At 56.0% G+C, this 17,524-nt stretch carries 20 protein-coding genes; 9 read left to right on the top strand and 11 right to left on the bottom strand.

The genetic code is table 11. The features are described from left to right. Positions 1 to 58 precede the first annotated feature (58 nt). From yrbN to mtr, 3 genes are all read left to right on the top strand, one after another. A complete protein-coding gene (yrbN, locus tag ACOTXR_RS06070; RefSeq protein ID WP_097397692.1) occupies positions 59 to 139 on the top strand; it encodes a protein YrbN in 81 nt (26 codons plus the stop codon). Further along, the gene (locus tag ACOTXR_RS06065; protein WP_014885369.1) at positions 132 to 2,027 is read left to right on the top strand and encodes a DEAD/DEAH family ATP-dependent RNA helicase; all 1,896 of its coding nucleotides are present in this window, start codon (positions 132 to 134) and stop codon (positions 2,025 to 2,027) included. The genes yrbN and ACOTXR_RS06065 overlap by 8 nt, the downstream gene beginning before the upstream one ends. 143 nt (positions 2,028 to 2,170) lie before the next feature. Next, positions 2,171 to 3,415 (top strand): tryptophan permease, encoded by a 1,245-nt coding sequence (gene mtr, locus ACOTXR_RS06060; RefSeq protein WP_058690892.1) that lies wholly within the window; start codon positions 2,171 to 2,173, stop codon positions 3,413 to 3,415. A gap of 50 nt (positions 3,416 to 3,465) precedes the next feature. Here the strand turns inward: mtr and ACOTXR_RS06055 are convergent, their stop codons facing one another. From ACOTXR_RS06055 to ubiU, 3 genes are all read right to left on the bottom strand, one after another. Next, positions 3,466 to 4,473 carry a luciferase-like monooxygenase gene (locus ACOTXR_RS06055; protein ID WP_058690893.1) on the bottom strand — a complete coding sequence of 336 codons (1,008 nt, stop codon included), beginning with the start codon at positions 4,471 to 4,473 and terminating at the stop codon, positions 3,466 to 3,468. Between the two features lie 78 nt (positions 4,474 to 4,551). Continuing rightward, positions 4,552 to 5,430, bottom strand: a complete 879-nt coding sequence (locus ACOTXR_RS06050) for a U32 family peptidase (protein ID WP_058690894.1) — start codon at positions 5,428 to 5,430, stop codon at positions 4,552 to 4,554. 7 nt (positions 5,431 to 5,437) lie between these two features. Next, positions 5,438 to 6,433, bottom strand: coding sequence for a ubiquinone anaerobic biosynthesis protein UbiU (gene ubiU / locus ACOTXR_RS06045; RefSeq protein ID WP_014885366.1), 996 nt, complete (start codon positions 6,431 to 6,433; stop codon positions 5,438 to 5,440). Positions 6,434 to 6,644: 211 nt separating this feature from the next. Between ubiU and ubiT the strand changes: the two genes are divergently transcribed. Together ubiT and ACOTXR_RS06035 are read left to right on the top strand one after the other, a co-directional pair. Beyond that, complete coding sequence (ubiT, locus tag ACOTXR_RS06040) at positions 6,645 to 7,169, top strand: ubiquinone anaerobic biosynthesis accessory factor UbiT (protein WP_014885365.1); 525 nt, start codon at positions 6,645 to 6,647, stop codon at positions 7,167 to 7,169. Further along, positions 7,163 to 7,666 (top strand): GNAT family N-acetyltransferase, encoded by a 504-nt coding sequence (locus ACOTXR_RS06035; RefSeq protein WP_014885364.1) that lies wholly within the window; start codon positions 7,163 to 7,165, stop codon positions 7,664 to 7,666. Before ubiT ends, ACOTXR_RS06035 begins: the two co-directional genes overlap by 7 nt. Here ACOTXR_RS06035 and ACOTXR_RS06030 read toward each other — a convergent pair. Next, positions 7,653 to 7,982, bottom strand: coding sequence for a GIY-YIG nuclease family protein (locus tag ACOTXR_RS06030; RefSeq protein WP_023331388.1), 330 nt, complete (start codon positions 7,980 to 7,982; stop codon positions 7,653 to 7,655). The two genes, ACOTXR_RS06035 and ACOTXR_RS06030, sit on opposite strands and share 14 nt — an antisense overlap. A gap of 14 nt (positions 7,983 to 7,996) precedes the next feature. Here ACOTXR_RS06030 and ACOTXR_RS06025 point away from each other — a divergent pair, with 14 nt between their 5' ends. Further along, a complete protein-coding gene (locus tag ACOTXR_RS06025; RefSeq protein WP_023331387.1) occupies positions 7,997 to 8,431 on the top strand; it encodes a YhbP family protein in 435 nt (144 codons plus the stop codon). Here ACOTXR_RS06025 and ACOTXR_RS06020 read toward each other — a convergent pair. Beyond that, the gene (locus tag ACOTXR_RS06020; protein ID WP_200923717.1) at positions 8,411 to 8,929 is read right to left on the bottom strand and encodes a type 1 glutamine amidotransferase domain-containing protein; all 519 of its coding nucleotides are present in this window, start codon (positions 8,927 to 8,929) and stop codon (positions 8,411 to 8,413) included. The genes ACOTXR_RS06025 and ACOTXR_RS06020 overlap by 21 nt on opposite strands. A 128-nt stretch (positions 8,930 to 9,057) precedes the next feature. On the opposite strand from ACOTXR_RS06020, the gene ACOTXR_RS06015 reads away from it, so the two are divergent. Together ACOTXR_RS06015 and ACOTXR_RS06010 are read left to right on the top strand one after the other, a co-directional pair. Beyond that, complete coding sequence (locus ACOTXR_RS06015; protein WP_045268607.1) at positions 9,058 to 9,702, top strand: NAD(P)H-binding protein; 645 nt, start codon at positions 9,058 to 9,060, stop codon at positions 9,700 to 9,702. A 40-nt stretch (positions 9,703 to 9,742) separates the two neighbouring features. Continuing rightward, positions 9,743 to 10,780, top strand: coding sequence for a permease (locus tag ACOTXR_RS06010; RefSeq protein WP_421767002.1), 1,038 nt, complete (start codon positions 9,743 to 9,745; stop codon positions 10,778 to 10,780). Between the two features lie 49 nt (positions 10,781 to 10,829). Here the strand turns inward: ACOTXR_RS06010 and dolP are convergent, their stop codons facing one another. Genes dolP through ACOTXR_RS05990 form a run of 4 tightly spaced genes read right to left on the bottom strand, consistent with a single transcriptional unit; the run spans position 10,830 to position 14,530 of the window. Then, positions 10,830 to 11,405, bottom strand: a complete 576-nt coding sequence (gene dolP, locus ACOTXR_RS06005) for a division/outer membrane stress-associated lipid-binding lipoprotein (protein WP_014171764.1) — start codon at positions 11,403 to 11,405, stop codon at positions 10,830 to 10,832. 9 nt (positions 11,406 to 11,414) lie between these two features. Further along, complete coding sequence (diaA, locus tag ACOTXR_RS06000) at positions 11,415 to 12,005, bottom strand: DnaA initiator-associating protein DiaA (RefSeq protein WP_003861754.1); 591 nt, start codon at positions 12,003 to 12,005, stop codon at positions 11,415 to 11,417. Between the two features lie 21 nt (positions 12,006 to 12,026). After that, on the bottom strand, positions 12,027 to 12,422 hold the full coding sequence (locus tag ACOTXR_RS05995) for a YraN family protein (protein WP_014885358.1): 396 nt from the start codon (positions 12,420 to 12,422) through the stop codon (positions 12,027 to 12,029). Then, a complete protein-coding gene (locus ACOTXR_RS05990; protein ID WP_058690899.1) occupies positions 12,380 to 14,530 on the bottom strand; it encodes a penicillin-binding protein activator in 2,151 nt (716 codons plus the stop codon). The genes ACOTXR_RS05995 and ACOTXR_RS05990 overlap by 43 nt, the downstream gene beginning before the upstream one ends. A 62-nt stretch (positions 14,531 to 14,592) precedes the next feature. Here ACOTXR_RS05990 and rsmI point away from each other — a divergent pair, with 62 nt between their 5' ends. Then, positions 14,593 to 15,456: a 16S rRNA (cytidine(1402)-2'-O)-methyltransferase gene (gene rsmI, locus ACOTXR_RS05985; RefSeq protein WP_058690900.1), complete on the top strand. Its 864-nt coding sequence runs from the start codon at positions 14,593 to 14,595 to the stop codon at positions 15,454 to 15,456. 121 nt (positions 15,457 to 15,577) lie between these two features. Here rsmI and ACOTXR_RS05980 read toward each other — a convergent pair whose 3' ends face one another. Both ACOTXR_RS05980 and gatD read right to left on the bottom strand, forming a co-directional pair. Continuing rightward, complete coding sequence (locus ACOTXR_RS05980; RefSeq protein WP_048997416.1) at positions 15,578 to 16,351, bottom strand: DeoR/GlpR family DNA-binding transcription regulator; 774 nt, start codon at positions 16,349 to 16,351, stop codon at positions 15,578 to 15,580. 110 nt (positions 16,352 to 16,461) lie between these two features. Continuing rightward, positions 16,462 to 17,505: a galactitol-1-phosphate 5-dehydrogenase gene (gene gatD / locus ACOTXR_RS05975; protein WP_058690901.1), complete on the bottom strand. Its 1,044-nt coding sequence runs from the start codon at positions 17,503 to 17,505 to the stop codon at positions 16,462 to 16,464. Positions 17,506 to 17,524: the final 19 nt, after the last annotated feature.

Genomic DNA, 17,524 nt, shown 5'->3' with positions numbered 1-17,524 from the left:
CTGGTGAGGGCGTTGTTGTTCGTCAATACACCTACTTTGAGCCGGTTCACACTTTTCAATGAAAATTGCTAATCATTTTCACGATGAGCTAAGTAGACTGGCCGCCATTAATATCGAGGCACTTGTACTACATGGCTGAATTCGAAACCACTTTTGCAGATCTGGGCCTGAAGGCTCCTATCCTTGAAGCCCTTAACGATCTGGGTTACGAAAAACCATCTCCGATCCAGGCTGAGTGTATCCCACACCTGCTTTCTGGTCGTGACGTGCTGGGCATGGCCCAGACTGGTAGCGGTAAAACTGCAGCGTTCTCGCTGCCGCTGCTGAACAACATCGATCCGGACCTGCGTGCACCGCAGATCCTTGTCCTGGCTCCAACCCGTGAACTGGCTGTTCAGGTTGCTGAAGCCATGACGGAATTCTCTAAACATATGCGCGGCGTAAACGTGGTAGCCCTTTACGGTGGCCAGCGTTATGACGTGCAGTTACGCGCCCTGCGCCAGGGCCCACAGATTGTTGTCGGTACGCCGGGCCGTCTGCTGGATCACCTGAAGCGCGGTACGCTGGATCTCTCTAAACTGAGCGGTCTGGTACTGGACGAAGCAGATGAAATGCTGCGTATGGGCTTCATCGAAGACGTCGAAACCATCATGGCGCAGATCCCAGAAGGTCATCAGACCGCGCTGTTCTCTGCCACCATGCCAGAGGCGATTCGTCGTATCACCAAACGCTTCATGAAAGATCCTCAGGAAGTGCGTATTCAGTCCAGCGTCACCACTCGCCCGGACATCAGCCAGAGCTACTGGTCTGTGTACGGCATGCGTAAAAACGAAGCGCTGGTACGTTTCCTGGAAGCGGAAGATTTTGATGCGGCGATTATCTTCGTGCGTACCAAAAACGCGACCCTGGAAGTGGCTGAAGCGCTGGAGCGTAACGGCTACAACAGCGCAGCACTGAACGGTGACATGAACCAGGCTCTGCGTGAGCAGACGCTGGAGCGCCTGAAAGACGGTCGTCTGGATATCCTGATTGCAACCGACGTGGCAGCACGTGGTCTGGACGTTGAGCGTATCAGCCTGGTTGTTAACTACGACATCCCGATGGATTCCGAGTCTTACGTTCACCGTATCGGCCGTACCGGTCGTGCGGGTCGTGCGGGCCGTGCGCTGCTGTTCGTTGAGAACCGCGAGCGTCGTCTGCTGCGTAACATCGAACGCACCATGAAGCTGACTATTCCAGAAGCTGAACTGCCAAACGCAGAACTGCTGGGCAAACGCCGTCTGGAAAAATTCGCCGCGAAAGTACAGCAGCAGCTGGAAAGCAGCGATCTGGATCAGTACCGTGCACTGCTGTCGCAGATTCAGCCTACGGCTGAAGGCGAAGAGCTGGACATGGAAACCCTGGCTGCGGCACTGCTGAAAATGGCGCAGGGCGAACGTACTCTGATCGTGCCACCTGATGCGCCAATGCGTCCTAAGCGTGAATTCCGTGACCGTGACGATCGCTTTGAACGTCGTGGCGACCGTAACGATCGTGGCCCACGTGGTGACCGTCCAGAGCGTGGTGGTGAAGACCGTCCACGTCGTGAACGCCGTGAAGCGGGCGATATGGAACTGTACCGCATTGAAGTGGGCCGTGATGATGGTGTTGAAGTTCGTCACATCGTTGGCGCTATCGCTAACGAAGGCGACATCAGCAGCCGTTACATCGGTAACATCAAGCTGTTCGCATCCCACTCTACCATCGAGCTGCCAAAAGGTATGCCGGGCGAAGTACTGCAGCACTTTACTCGCACCCGCATCCTGAACAAGCCGATGAACATGCAGCTGCTGGGCGATGCTCAGCCACGTCCTGACCGTGGCGGCGAACGTCGTGGCGGTGGTCGCAGTTTCGGCGGCGAGCGTCGTGAAGGCGGTCGCACAGAAGGTCGCGGTGGTGAAGGTCGTCGTTTCTCCGGCGAGCGCCGCGAAAACCGTGGCCCACGTCGTGAAGAAGGCACCAGCCGTCGTCGTTTCGGTGACGCGTAAGCCTTACGCTTACTGACGTAAAGTAAAATATACAGCCCCGATAAATGCAATCGGGGCTTTTTTTATTCCCTTTGTACTCTTGTACTGGTACAGTGCGTCACACTAAAATGCAGAACCGCATAATTGACTGGAGAAAAGGCTGTATGGCGACACTAACCACCACCCAAACGTCACCTTCGCTGCTTGGCGGCGTGGTGATCATCGGCGGAACCATTATAGGTGCCGGGATGTTTTCCCTGCCTGTGGTCATGTCCGGTGCGTGGTTCTTCTGGTCGCTGGCGGCGCTGGTCTTTACCTGGTTCTGTATGCTCCATTCCGGGCTGATGATCCTTGAGGCGAACCTCAACTACCGCATTGGCTCCAGCTTCGACACCATCACCAAAGATCTGCTGGGCAAGGGCTGGAACCTGGTAAACGGGCTTTCCATCGCGTTTGTGCTCTACATTCTGACCTACGCGTACATTTCCGCGAGCGGTTCGATACTGCACCACACCTTTGCTGAGATGTCGCTAAACGTTCCGGCGCGTCTGGCGGGTCTGTGTTTTGCTCTGGGCGTGGCCTTTATCGTCTGGATGAGTACCAAAGCGGTGAGCCGCATGACGGCGATTGTGTTGGGCGCAAAGGTCATCACCTTCTTCCTGACCTTCGGTAGCCTGCTGGGGCACGTCACGCCCGCCACGCTGTTTAATGTCGCGGAAGTGAATACTTCCTACACCCCGTATCTGCTGATGACGCTGCCGTTCTGTCTGGCATCGTTTGGCTACCACGGTAACGTGCCGAGCCTGATGAAGTACTACGGCAAAGATCCACGCACCATCGTGAAGTGTCTGGTCTACGGTACGCTGCTGGCGCTGGGCCTGTATGTGATTTGGCTGCTTGGTACGATGGGCAACATCCCGCGCCCGGCGTTCATCGATATTGCGCAGAAGGGCGGTAACATTGATGTGCTGGTTCAGGCGTTGAGCGGCGTGCTGAACAGCCGTAGCCTGGATCTGCTGCTGGTGATCTTCTCCAACTTTGCTGTGGCGAGCTCTTTCCTCGGCGTGACGCTGGGTCTGTTTGACTACCTGGCGGATCTGTTTGGCTTTGATGATTCCGCGATGGGGCGTTTCAAAACGGCGCTGCTGACGTTCCTGCCGCCCGTTGCGGGGGGGCTGCTGTGGCCGAACGGTTTCCTGTACGCCATCGGCTATGCGGGTCTGGCGGCAACCATCTGGGCGGCGATTGTGCCGGCGCTGCTGGCGCGTAAATCACGTAAACGCTTCGGTAACCCTAAATTCCGCGTCTGGGGTGGCAAACCGATGATTGCGCTGATTCTGGTGTTTGGGGTGGGTAACGCGGTGATTCACGTGCTGTCGAGCTTTAATCTGTTGCCGGTATACCAGTAAAACGTGCGGCTTGCTCCCTCTCCCAAAGGGAGAGGGAGCAAAGCAAAAAACTACCCCACCAACTCCTCTTTCACCTGCATCGCCAAATCAAACGAATGCAAACGCGCCTGGTGATCGAAAATCTGGCCGTTAACCATAATCTCATCCGCCTGCGTTTCACGCAGCACCGCTTCCAGACCGTGCCGCACTTTCGCTTTATCCCCCACCAGCGACATGCTCAGCGCCTGCTGCACGCCATACTGCTCAGAGGCAGACCACAGCTGATGCATATTCTCCACTGGCGGTGGAAGTTGCCCGGTCTCACCGCGGCGCAGCTTCACAAACGCCTGCTGCATGGAGGTAAACAGGAATTCAGCATCGCGATTACTGTCGGCGGCAATGATGTTAATACACACCATCGCGTACGGTTTCTCCAGATGTTCAGACGGTTTAAAGTTCGTACGATAGAGATGCAGAGCCTGATGCAGCATATCCGGTGCGAAATGCGAGGCAAACGCAAACGGCAGACCCAGCTGCGCGGCAAGCTGCGCGCTATAAAGACTTGAACCCAGCAGCCACACCGGGATCTTCTCGCCGTAGCCCGGCACCGGGCGCACGTGTGGGTTCGGATCGCGCGCGTCAAACCAGTCAACCAGTTCAGCCACATCGCGCGGGAAGTTGTCGATATCGCCGCTCATATGGCGACGCAGGGCGCGCATGGTCGGCTGGTCGCTACCCGGCGCACGACCCAGCCCCAAATCAATACGGCCAGGATAGAGGGTATTCAGCGTGCCAAACTGCTCGGCAATCACCAGCGGGGCGTGGTTCGGCAGCATCACGCCACCGGAGCCCAGATGCAATGTCGTTGTGTTCGCCGCCAGATAACCAATCAGGACCGAGGTGGCGGCGCTGGCAATGCCGACCATGTTGTGGTGCTCGGCCAGCCAGTAGCGATGGTAGCCACGCTTTTCAGCCAGTTGAGCCAGATCGAGAGAATGCGAAAAGGCTTCTCTGGCCGAGGAGCCTTGTGGGATCGGCGCCAGGTCCAGCACCGAAAACGGAAGGGTTTTGTCAGTCATAACAGCTCACTTTGTCGACGGTCAATCTTTAATACTGCATTAAAAAATGATAACCGTTGTTAACAAAGTGAGCCTTTTTTAGGCCTGCAGTTCCAGCCCGGCCAGGCGTTTCCAGTAACCATTACAGTCGCTGTTTGCCGTTAGCGGCAGCGGAGCTGCGCCGGTTTCATTTGCGCGGAAGGCGTCCAGCATTGTGAACACGCCGGTATCCAGAGGGGATAAACGCACCATATCCACCAGGCCGTCCATTGACGCCAGTTCGTTGCCCAGGTTATAGACATAGCCGCTCATGGTCTGGATCCCGTTCAGGACAAACACCTGCTGATTTTCCTGGGATAGCACGCTGCGCCCGTTCGGGTACTTGATGCAGCAGGTTTCACACTCGTCTTTCGGGCGGTCTTCCGAACGCGCGGTAAAGCAGCGCGCGGAATAAGCCAGCGGAAGATGGCCGTAGCTCAGCACTTCCACTTCAAACTGATTGCGAATGCCGAGATCGTCACACTGCGTCAGCAGGTTTACCAGCCAGTCGCGGGAGAGTTCCACCGGCATACACCAGCGCGTCATTCCCTGTTTGAGCAGCAGGCGCAGCGTGACGGCGTTATAGCAGTTCAGTGCATGACCCGCGACGAACGGTAACTTACGTTCGGCGCACATGTTGACCACGCCCAGGTCACTCGCTTCCAGCAGGAACTCACCGTTTTCAACGTAGCGTTTCAGTTCACCCAGTTCGGACGAGGCTTGCACCAGCACGAGCGTCGAGAGCACCACCTGTTTACCGCTTCCGGCGAGACTTTTCGCCATCTCCAGCCAGTCGCCCACTTTGGTGGCGCGGCGCTTGCTGCACACGGCTTCACCGAGATAAATCACATCAGCGCTGCTGGTGGCGGCCTGTTGGTAAAAATCTTCCAGCGTCTCTTTTGGCCAGTAGTAGAGCACCGGTCCTAATGAATATTTCATGGTTATCTCACTGCCATTTACGGTGATACGCGCCAAGCGTCGTTTGCGTGCCTTCGGACATAGAACCGAGCGTCTCCATCCAGGCTGCCTGCGGAGCATAGTTTTGCGGGTCCGCCATGCAGCGGTCGATAGCCTGACGCCAGACTTTCGCCACCTGGCTCACATAGGCCGGGCTACGCTGGCGACCTTCAATTTTTACCGAGGCAATATTCGCCGCCAGCAGTTCCGGCAGCAACTCCAGCGTGTTGAGGCTGGTAGGCTCTTCCAGCGCGTGGTAGCGCTCACCGTCAACCAGATATCGACCTTTGCATAACGTTGGATAACCCGCGTTTTCGCCGTCCTGATAGCGGTCAATCAACACTTCATTCAGGCGTGATTCCAGCCCCTGCGGGGTTTGTTGCCAGCGGACAAAGCGGGCAGGAGAGCAGGCCCCAACGGTATTGGGTGATTCACCGGTTAAATAAGAAGAAAGGTAGCAACGGCCTTCGGCCATGATGCACAGGCTGCCAAAGGCAAAAACTTCCAGCGGCACTGGCGTGACGCGCGCGAGTTGCTTAACCTGATGAATGGAGAGCACGCGGGGCAGCACCACGCGAGCGACGTCAAAGTGTTGATGATAAAAACGCACGGCCTCTTCATTCGTGGCTGATGCCTGAACAGAGACGTGGCGCTCAATATGCGGATAGCGTTCTGCCGCATACTCAAGCATGGCGAGGTCGGCCAGGATTAACGCATCGGCACCCAGCTGTGCGGCCATATCTACCGCGCGCTGCCAGCGGGCATAGCCGTCAGGATGCGCAAAGGTATTAATGGCAATATGCAGTTTGCGGCGGTGCTGGTGAACGAAGTTAACGGCTTCCTGAAGCTTTTTCTCCGTAAAGTTGAGGCCAGCAAAATGGCGGGCGTTGGTATCATCTTTCAGCCCGATATAGACCGCATCGGCCCCATTTTCGATGGCCGCCTTAAGCGCCGGTAGGTTACCGGCAGGGCAGAGCAGCTCCATAAATTATCCTGATGTAGTCGATCGCAAAATTGTTAACGAGCTGGGATTTTAATTAACCCCTGGGCGACAATTTTTGATTTAAGGCAGCTAATGGCGTATTGATGACACCAATAATGAGCGTCACCGGACGACGGTTTGTTGATTTACGCCGCTATGTTGTGCGTCGGATATGGCAAAATAACGGGACTATTGCTATCAGGGAGTAAAGCTCGTGCTGGATAAACTGCGTTCACGTCTCGTACAATTCGGTCCATCAATGCTGAGCGTGCCGGTGAAACTGGCGCCGTTCGCGCTAAAACGTCAGGTGCTCGAGCAGGTCCTGAGCTGGCAATTCCGCCAGGCGCTGCAGGACGGCGAGCTGGAGTTTCTGGAAGGCCGCTGGCTGAGCATTGAGGTGCGTGACATCGGGCTGCGCTGGTTTACCTCGGTTGAGAATGATCAACTCATTGTGCGTGAGTCCGCCGAGGCGGATGTGAGCTTTAGCGCCAGTGCCAGCGATCTGCTGATGATCGCCGCGCGTAAACAGGATCCGGATACGTTATTCTTCCAGCGCCGTCTGGTCATTGAAGGCGATACGGAGCTGGGTCTGTACGTGAAAAATTTAATGGATGCCATTGAGCTGGAGCAGATGCCGAAAGCGCTGCGCGTGATGCTGATGCAAATGGCAGATTTCGTTGAGGCCGGGCTGAAAACCCCGCCTGACAGTAAACACACTTCAGTAGGTGAGCCATGCTGATTCGAGTCGAAATTGGGATTGATGCACCGGGTATCGATGCGTTGTTACGCCGCGCTTTTGAGAGCGATGCGGAGGCCCAACTGGTCCACGATCTCCGTGAAGACGGCCTGATTACTTTAGGGCTGGTAGCCACCGATGACGAAGGTCAGGTTGTTGGCTATGTTGCCTTCAGCCCGGTAATCGTTCAGGGCGAAGATCTGCAGTGGGTAGGCATGGCACCGCTGGCGGTCGATGAGAACTATCGCGGCCAGGGCCTGGCGCGCCAGCTGGTGTATGAAGGGCTGGACTCGCTGAATGAGTTTGGCTATGCCGCCGTGGTCACGCTGGGCGATCCGGCATTTTATGGCCGCTTAGGCTTCGAGCAGGCCGCGCATTACGATCTGCGCTGCCGCTGGCCGGGTACCGAATCCGCCTTCCAGGTACATCGCCTGGCGGATGATGCCCTGAACGGTGTGAGTGGCCTGGTTGATTACCACGATCACTTCAATCGTTTCTGAGCAGGCTTTCGCGTAGCGCCTCAAATGAGCCGTCTCCGGTAACGAGGCGCTCTTTCTGGCGCTTCGTCAGCTGTTTAATCCGGTATTCCAGCCTGAGCGCCAGCGACCTGTCGCCGACGGCGGCGTAAAAAGCCAGCTGAAGTTCACCTTTCCCCCGCAGCGCTTTTGCCCCTTTCCCCGTTTGATGTTGTAAAAAACGCCGCGCCACATCGGTAGTGATCCCGGTGTAGAGTGCGTTATCAGCGGTTCGGACGAGATAGAGAAACCAGCACACGGTAAACAGATTCAGTATGTTAAGGTGAACGCACCATAGCATGAGAGAGAGCGAAAATGGAAACACTGGCAGCCATTAACCGCTGGCTGGCGAAGCAGCATGTCGTCACCTGGTGCGTCTGTAAAGACGAAGAGATGTGGTGCGCGAACGCCTTTTATTACTACGATCCCGAGCGCGTAGCCTTCTATGTCATGAGCGAAGACAAAACGCGGCATGCGCAAATGACCGGCCAGCAGGCGAAGGTGGCGGGTACGGTAAATGGCCAGCCCAAAACGGTCGCGTTGATCCGTGGCGTGCAGTTCAAGGGAGAGATCCGTCGGCTGGAGGGAGAAGAGAGCGACGCGCGCCGTAAGCACTACACGCGCCGCTTCCCGGTTGCCGCTGCGCTAAAAGCCCCGGTGTGGGAAATCCGCCTCGATGAGCTGAAATTTACCGACAACACGCTGGGCTTTGGCAAGAAGCTTCACTGGCTACGCGCCGAGCAGGCGTAGCGCTTCCCGGTTAAACGCCGGAAGATCGTCCGGGGTCCGGCTGGTGATCAACTGGTCTTTGTCGTTGACCACTTCCTGATCGTAAAACTCAGCCCCCGCATTTTTCAGATCGATCACGATCGGTTTCACCGCCGTCAGCTTACGTCCGCGGACCACGTCGGCGCTGATCAGCAGCTGCGGGCCGTGACAGATAGCAAAGACCGGTTTTCCGGTAGCGACAAAGTCACGTGTGAAAGTGACGAAACGCTCGTCCCCGCGCAGGGAATCCGGTGAATGGTCGCCAGGTAACAGCAGGGCGTCGAAATCAGACGGGCTGACGTTATCGATGGTTTCGTCGATGGTCACGCTGGCTTCGCCCTTATGGCCTTTCACCGTTTTGCCCGCTTCTTTCTCAATGGTAATGACCTCATGTCCCGCCTTGCGGAATGCCTCTGCAGGAGAGGTGAATTCTGAATCTTCAAACTCGTCGGTAATCAAGACTGCGATTTTCTTGCCCATGCTTCCTCCGTTGTTTTGTCTTCAGACTGATTTTTCTCCGCTTGTGGTAAATACTTACCTGTAACAGACTTCTAAGTGTGGTCGACCACGCTGAGTTCGCAAACGGACAATTCTGTAAAGGGGATACGATGAGCCAGGTACTGATTACGGGCGCAACCGGGCTGGTCGGCGGGCATCTGCTGCGGCTGCTGATCCAGGATCGCCATATTAACTATATCGCCGCACCGACGCGTCGACCGCTGCTGGATATCTCCGGCGTCTTTAACCCGCACGACCCGCAGCTCACTGACGCGCTGGCGCAGGTGCAGGACCCGATTGATATCGCCTTTTGCTGCCTCGGTACGACGCGGCGTGAGGCGGGCAGTAAAGAAGCCTTTGTCCATGCGGATTACACCCTGGTGGTGGATACCGCACTGACGGCGAAAAAATTGGGGGCAAAGCATTTTCTGGTGGTCAGTTCTCACGGCGCGAGCAACGGCTCGCCGTTTTTTTACAACCAGGTGAAGGGCAAGATGGAAGAGGCGCTGATTGCCCAGAAGTGGGAATATCTGACCATTGTGCGGCCTTCCATGCTGATGGGGCACCGCGACGAACGGCGCTTTAACGAGTCTGTTTTCGCTCCGCTGTTTCGCATCCTGCCGGGTAACTGGAAGTCCATTGAGGCGCGGGATGTCGCGCAGGCGATGCTGAAAGAGGCGCTGGCACCGTCGCAGGAAGGGGTCAATATCATCCCTTCGGCAAAACTGCGTGAAATCGCGCAGGGCGAGGCGTAAACTTCTCCGGCTTATTCAATAACACTCTCCGGGGAATGGTATGACTGGTCAGTCTTCATCTCAGGCGGCGACACCTGTCCAATGGTGTAAGCCCGCACTCTTCTTTCTCGTGGTCATCATTGGCCTCTGGTATGTGAAATGGCAGCCGTACTATGGCAAGGCCTTCACCGCCGCTGAAACGCACAGCATTGGTAAATCGATACTCGCGCAGGCGGATGCCAGCCCGCTGAAGGCGGCGTGGGATTACGCCATGGTCTACTTCCTTGCTGTCTGGAAAGCTGCGGTATTAGGCGTCTTGTTAGGGTCGCTGATTCAGGTACTTATTCCGCGAAACTGGCTGGTGAAAACCCTCGGGCAGCCACGCTTTCAGGGCACCTTGCTGGGGACGATTTTCTCTCTGCCGGGCATGATGTGTTCATGCTGTGCAGCCCCTGTGGCCGCAGGAATACGCCGTCAGCGTGTCTCGATGGGCGGTGCGCTGGCGTTCTGGATGGGCAACCCGCTGCTCAACCCGGCAACGCTGGTGTTTATGGGCTTTGTGCTCGGCTGGCATTTTGCGGCTATCCGCCTGGTTGCCGGGCTGCTGACGGTGCTGGTGGTGGCGACGCTGGTGCAAAATCTGGTGAAAGAGAAAGCGCCAGAGCCCGCTTCTGTTGAGCTGGACATCAGCGAGCCGCAGGGCGGTTTCTTTGCCCGCTGGGGTAAAGCGCTGTGGCAACTTTTCTGGAGCACCATTCCGGTTTATATCCTGGCGGTTCTGGTGCTCGGCGCGGCGCGCGTCTGGCTGTTCCCGCATGCGGATGGCGCGATTGATAACACGCTGATGTGGGTGATTGCGATGGCCGTTGCTGGCTGCCTGTTTGTGATCCCAACGGCGGCTGAAATTCCGATTGTTCAGACCATGATGCTGGCTGGCATGGGCACCGCGCCCGCGCTGGCGCTGCTTATCACCTTGCCGGCCATTAGTTTGCCGTCGCTTGTCATGCTGCGTAAGTCTTTCCCGGCAAAAGCGCTGTGGCTGACAGCGGGGCTGGTAGCGTTAAGTGGGGTGCTGGTGGGAAGCATTGCGCTTCTGTGAAAAAAAAGCCCGGTGGCGCTACGCTTACCGGGCCTACAGTGAGGTTTTTTTATTTGATGTAAGTAAACGCGGTGGTGACGTGCTTCACGCCGCTGACCCGGCTGGCGATATCCGCTGCCGCTTTCCCTTCACGGTCGGTAACCAGACCCAGCAGGAACACTTCACCGTTTTCGGTCGTCACTTTTACGTTTGAGGATTTCACCTGATCTGAACCCAGCAGCTGGGAACGGACTTTTGTGGTGATCCAGGTGTCAGACGACGCCGTACCCAGGCTGATTGGCTGGCCCTGACGGATTTCATTGAAGACTTCCGTAGTGCCCTCAACGCCCATGGCGATCTGTTTCGCGCGGCTGGAGAGTTCGGTATTCGGTGACTGACCCGTCAGCAGGACTTTGCCCTGATAAGCCGTCACGTTGATACGCGCTTCTTTCTTAATTTGTTCGTCTTTCGACAGCGCACTGTTGACGCGCAGCTCCAGCGTACCGTCATCCACCTGCGTTCCTACAGAGCGTGGATCGGTCGCCGCTTTGGTGCCTACTGCGGCAGTACCCACGACAGCCGCAGCGATACATCCCTGAAGCAGCAATGCAGACATAAGGACTGCGAGGGTCGATAAAGCCTTCATAAAAACTCCTTAATCATCCTGGTGAGGGAAAAGCGTGTTATCGATCAAATCGCATAAGCAGTTTACCGTGAGCATATGCATCTCCTGAATGCGTGCGCTACGGTGAGACGGAATGCGGATTTCCACATCCTGCGGCCCCAGCAGACCCGCCAGTTCACCACCGTCATAGCCGGTTAAGGCGACGATAGTCATGTCTCGGGTGACTGCGGCTTCAACGGCTTTGACAATGTCCCGGCTGTTGCCGCGCGTGGAGATGGCCAGCAGCACATCACCGGCATGCCCCAGGGCGCGCACCTGCTTTGCGTAAATTTCGTCATGCAGACGATCGTTAGCAATCGCTGTTAAGACCACATTATCGGTATTAAGTGCAATGGCAGGTAAACTCGGGCGTTCGGTTTCAAAACGATTAATCATGCTGGCAGCAAAATGCTGTGCGTTGGCGGCTGAGGTACCGTTGCCACAACAGAGGATTTTGTTGCCATTAAGCAGGGATTGCACCAGCGTCATTGCAGCACGAGAGATCGCGTCCGGAAGGGCTTCCGCCGCGGCAATCTGAGTCTGGATGCTTTCTGTGAAGCACACTTTAATTCTTTCGAGCACGTTATCCCTTTTAAATCGTAATTATGCGTCTTCGCCAAAAGCGTTTTTAAGCCATTCGATCTCATTTCCGGTGAAGGCTATCACATCGAACCGGCAATCCACAGTATCAAAACTCCCATTATGGCGGGCAAGCCACAAGTGGGCAGTCTGTAATAATTTATGTTGTTTGGCGAGCGTCACGCTGGCGGCAGCACCGCCAAAACGGGAAGACTGTCGAAAGCGGACTTCTACAAACACAATCACCTGACCCTCTTTCATGATCAGATCAATTTCGCCGCCACGTCCGCGAACGTTAGCGGCGATAAAATGCAGTCCTTTGCCTTCAAGCCAGCGACGCGCTTTTAACTCCCACGCATCGCCGGTCTCTTTACGGCTTAACTGGCCGGGACGATTTGTCCCTGCTGGTATTTGAGCCATGATAACTTCCTGTTGATCACGCAGTCCTGCGTCGCGGTCAGATCGCCGGTGTTGCCGTTAAGCTCAAAGCCCGGTACCTGACGCATCTGGGTAAAGTGGTTCGCCAGCGCCCATGCATCGACTCCCATGGCATACAGACGCGCCAGTGAGTAGTCGTTACGTACGCTGCTCAGCGCCTGCTGCATCAACGCCGGGTTGCTGCCCGCGAGCATCGGAATTTCACTGTACTGCAGGCCGTCCATTTCCAGACGGAAATCCGGGCCAGCGGTGCCTTGCGCGCTGCGGGAACTGGCATAGAGCGTTGCGCCGCTCTGGCTGCCGTTACGCATCGCAATCATCGGTTTGATAAAGGCGATCTCTTGCGGTGTGGCAACGATATAGGCCGCATCCACTTTTCCACCGCCGCCGATCTGCGCGTCGGTAGGTGGGGCAGGGATGGTCAGCCCACCAATGGTCACGCCCTGCTGCTGTGGCAGGCTGGCGGTCACCGGGCTGCCATTAAGCGCGATACCCGCTCCGCCGTTTACGCCCGCGCGCAGTTCTGAGACGGAACCGAATTTCTGCTGCAGCACGATACCGCCGCCCAGCTTCTGCCACTCATCGGCGAAGGCATTCGCTACGCGATCGCCCAGCGTACTGCGCGGGATGAGCAACAGTGGAGCCTGTTTACCCTGCTCGTGGATATGACGTGCCGCATCGCGAGCTTCGTCTTCCGGAGAGAGCGCGAAGTAGCAAATATTGGCCCGGTTCTGAACCTGCTCCGGCTGGTTGAGCGCCAGCACGTTTAGCGTGGTATTGCTCTTCATCAGCTCTTCCACGTTGTTTTTCAACAGCGGACCGACAACGATGCTCGCCCCGTCCTGTTGCACCTGAGCCAGTACCTGGTCAAGCGGCTGCGAACTGGTGTCGTAAATTTTCAGTTCGGTGCCAGGATTAGCGCTGGTGGTCGCCACGGCCTGCGGCTGCGCGGCAGGTGGAGTGGTTGGTTGTGCTGGCTGTTGTTGAGTTTGTTCTGCTGTTGCCTCAGGCGCTGCAGGAGAAGCAGGTGTCTCCACTGGCGCCTGTGTTGCTGGTTCTGCAGCAGGCGGAGGCGTCGTCGGTGCGGTCACCGGGTTTTGCATCGTGCCTTGCGCCGGGGTTTGCGCCGTGGTCAGATCGCTGGTCTCGGCGGCGGAAGGGCTGACAACATCATTCACGTTGGCCGCCTGTGCTGCCTGCACCGGCACCGCGCTGCCCGTCACCGGCATAGTGCCGTTTTTCGCCGCTTCAAAGCCCTGTTGAATCGTACGGCCAAACACCGCCGCCTGACCATTTAGCGGCAGAAGCAGTGCAATTTTGCTGGTCGATGCTGGCTTAAAGTTCTGCACGTTCACCAGCTGGGTTGGCAGCATTTTGGCGCCCGGGTTTTGCGGGTAGCGAGTCTGCCAGTCGGTAATACCGGCCTTCAGCATCTTAGGGTCGGTGCGGTTGTTAAACCACATCTGTTGGAGATCAAGCCAGCCCTGCAGCACGTTCTCATCCGCGTTGATGACCAGCGCCTTTGCCTGATCCGGGGTCATGGCGGCAAGAGCCTGCCAGGTGGCATCAATATTTTTCTGCTTGTCGGCACCGGCAAGCAGCGGTTCCTGAGCGATAAGCGCGCGGAGCAGCGTCAGGGAAGGACGCCCCTGTTCAGCGGTGATACCCGCCTGCCAGAAGCGTGCCTGCTGGTTTTTATCCAGCGCGCTCAGGTCGATGCTACCCAGGATCTTTTTCGCGCTGTCATACTCTTTCTGCGCGACCTTCAGCTCGGCAGAGAGCAGGCTCTGCTCAAGACGCTGGGTATCGTTAAGATCTTTCGGCAGCTGGCCGAACAGCTCTGCAGCCTGCTGGGTTTTTCCCTCTTTCAGCAGTGCACGAATGGCGAGTAATTGCCAGTTGATCCTGGTATCATTTGAACTCTGCGACATTTGTTGCAGATAAAAGCCAGAATCAGCCTGAGCGGAACCCTCAAGATGGGCGGTGCTCTGGTCAGGTGCCTGGGTGCCGCAGCCTGCAAAGATCAGGGCTGCCAGCAGAAGCGGCACGCTGCGCGTGGCTTTTTTTCGAAGAAACGTTAACGGTACCATACTGTATCCAGTGATTTTTTTTACGCAATGCTCAATATTAAATCGGCAATACGGACGAAACAATGAAACAACACGAAACGGCAGATAATTCTCAAGGCCAGCTTTATATTGTACCTACTCCTATCGGGAATTTGTCTGATATTACCCAACGTGCACTCACTGTATTGCAAGCCGTTGATTTAATTGCGGCTGAGGACACTCGTCATACCGGTTTACTGCTGCAGCATTTCGCGATTAACGCCCGTTTGTTTGCCCTGCACGATCACAATGAGCAACAAAAAGCCGACACGCTGGTGGCGAAGCTCAAGGAGGGGCAGAACATTGCGCTGGTCTCCGACGCGGGAACGCCGCTGATTAACGACCCTGGCTACCATCTGGTGCGTACCTGCCGTGAAGCCGGCATTCGCGTTGTGCCCCTGCCGGGACCGTGCGCCGCGATTGCTGCGTTAAGCGCCGCAGGTCTGCCGTCTGACCGTTTCTGCTATGAAGGTTTTCTGCCCGCCAAATCCAAAGGCCGTCGCGACGTCTTAAAAGACCTGGAAGCGGAACCGCGCACCCTGATTTTCTACGAATCCACCCACCGCCTGCTGCAAAGCCTGGACGATATGGTTACCGTCTGGGGTGAGTCCCGCTACGTCGTGCTGGCGCGCGAGCTGACCAAAACCTGGGAAACCATTCACGGCGCACCGGTGGGTGAACTGCTGGCGTGGGTGAAGGAAGACGAAAACCGCCGCAAAGGTGAGATGGTGCTGATTGTCGAAGGGCATAAAGCAGAAGAGGATGCCCTGCCAGCCGATGCGCTGCGCACGCTGGCATTGCTACAGGCCGAATTGCCGCTTAAAAAAGCGGCTGCGCTGGCGGCGGAAATTCACGGCGTGAAGAAGAATGCCCTGTATAAGTACGCGCTGGAGCAGCAGGGGGAGTAAGCCCCAGCCGTCTTTTTGCCGGGCGGCGGTTGCGCCTTACTTTGCCTGCAACTTTATAAAATGTCGGTATAAATGTCGGAAAAGAAAATTGCGCAGGTCATGCGCTGACCTGCGTTGTTAGCTAAACCGTAATGACCTCAGTGCCCGTTTTGCTCAGCAGATCTTTATCATGTTTTCCGATCCCATCATCCGTAATCACACAATCAATCTTCTCCATTGGCAGTACCTGGTTAAACCCGCGACGATTAAACTTGCTCGCATCGAGTACGGCAATCACTTTATGGGCGGCGGCGGCCATCACGCTGCTGATGGAATAGCCTTCATTGAAGGTGGTGATGCCGTTTGTCGCATCAATACCGTCCGCCCCAACAAACATCAAGTCCGCGCTAATACCTGCAAGCGAACGCTCGGCAATGGTACCGTGCATTGAATGCGTCTTATGGCGTACCGTGCCGCCGCAAACCACCAGCGTAATATCTTTATTTTCCGAAAGAGCAAACGCAGCGGGCAAGCTGTTGGTAATGACGGTAATATTGGCTTTTCTCGACAGGGCTTCGGCTATCAGCATAGTGGTACTGCCGCTGTCTAAAATAATCGTCATTCCTTCTTCGATCAGGGCAGCAGCGGCCTGAGCAATACGTTTTTTCGGGTCGCTTGCCAGCTGGTAACGCTCCTCCAGTATGACTTCCTGATTCTCACTTTCAGCCAGGTTACTGCCCGGTTTTGCTGCGCCTCCATGGAAGCGCGTGACTAAGCCTTTTTCTTCCAGCAGGCGCAGGTCGGTTCGAATGGTCACTTCCGAGATGCCGAACAGGTTAGAAAGATCCTGCACCATCACGCTACCCTGAGCGTTGACGAGGTCAACGATTTTGTTCCTTCGCTCAAATGAGTTCATATTGATTTGCCTGATAATTAACTGTTCCTATTCTAATCGAAGGTATGCGAAAGGTGTAAGGCTATATTCGAAAGTAAATGTGAGCCAGCTCAGGTTGCTGGCTCGAGAGATTAGGCGAAACGCAGCATAATTTTGCCCTGCATCGGTGCCCCATTCAGTGCCTGCACGGCCTGAGCGAAGCTTTCACTGTCGCCAGTATGAGCAATGAGCGGCTCCAGTTGCAGTTTTTTCCCGGTGAGCAGGCGGACTGCTGTTTCCCACTCTTCCCCTGGCCACGGTGCAGAGTAGTTCATCCAGCTACCCAAAAGCGTCAGTTCCTTACGTAATATTTTACCAAAGGTTGCGGCAGATAAATTCAGGTCATGATGCAATGTACCGACCAGCGCAACTTGTGCGTGAGGGCCAGCAATATCAATGGCAAGCGAGACAGTTTGTGGTGTTCCTGCGGTCTCCAGTACCAGTTGATCAAATCGACTGTCACTCTGCGCGTTGAGAATGTCATCGGTGCTCAAGGTACGGCTGTTGAATACTTGAGTCGCACCCAGTGTTTTCGCCAAGGCGAGTTTATCGTCGTTGATATCAATCGCAGTTACGCTCTTTGCCCCGAGCGCCAACGCGCACTGCATCGCCAGCAGACCGATCGTCCCCGCTCCGACGATAATGACATTTTTACCTTTGCAGCCTGAAGCCAGATGAAACGCGTGCAAACCTACGGTGGCAGGTTCGATAAATGCCCCGTCTTCGATTGCCATCTCTGCTGGCAGGCGGAACAAGTTCGCGCGCTTCACGACAATATATTCGGCATTGCCACCGTCACTGCGTGAGCCGACAAACTGGTACTGCTTACACAGCGAGTAGTAGCCTTGCCCACACTCTGGGCAGGAAAAACAGGGCAGAAGTGGAATGCAGGCCACAGCATCTCCCGCCTGGAGGTCCTTTACATCTGCACCACAGGCTTCGACGTGTCCGCTAAATTCATGGCCCAGGATGATAGGATAATAGTGTGCCCCTTTGGCAAAAATACGCGGGATATCTGAGCCGCATAACCCTGAGCAAACAATGCGCACCAGAACTTCATCCGCATCCTGTATTTGAGGGATCGGACGTTCTTCAACGCGCACGCTGCCCTCAGCGTGAATTACCACTGATTTCATGATTTACTCCAGAAAAGAA

The organism is Enterobacter cloacae complex sp. IR53030, from assembly GCF_049238365.1.
GTDB lineage: Bacteria > Pseudomonadota > Gammaproteobacteria > Enterobacterales > Enterobacteriaceae > Enterobacter > Enterobacter kobei.
Note: the sequence above shows the minus strand (reverse complement) of the source record. Positions and strands in the feature narration are given on the sequence as shown.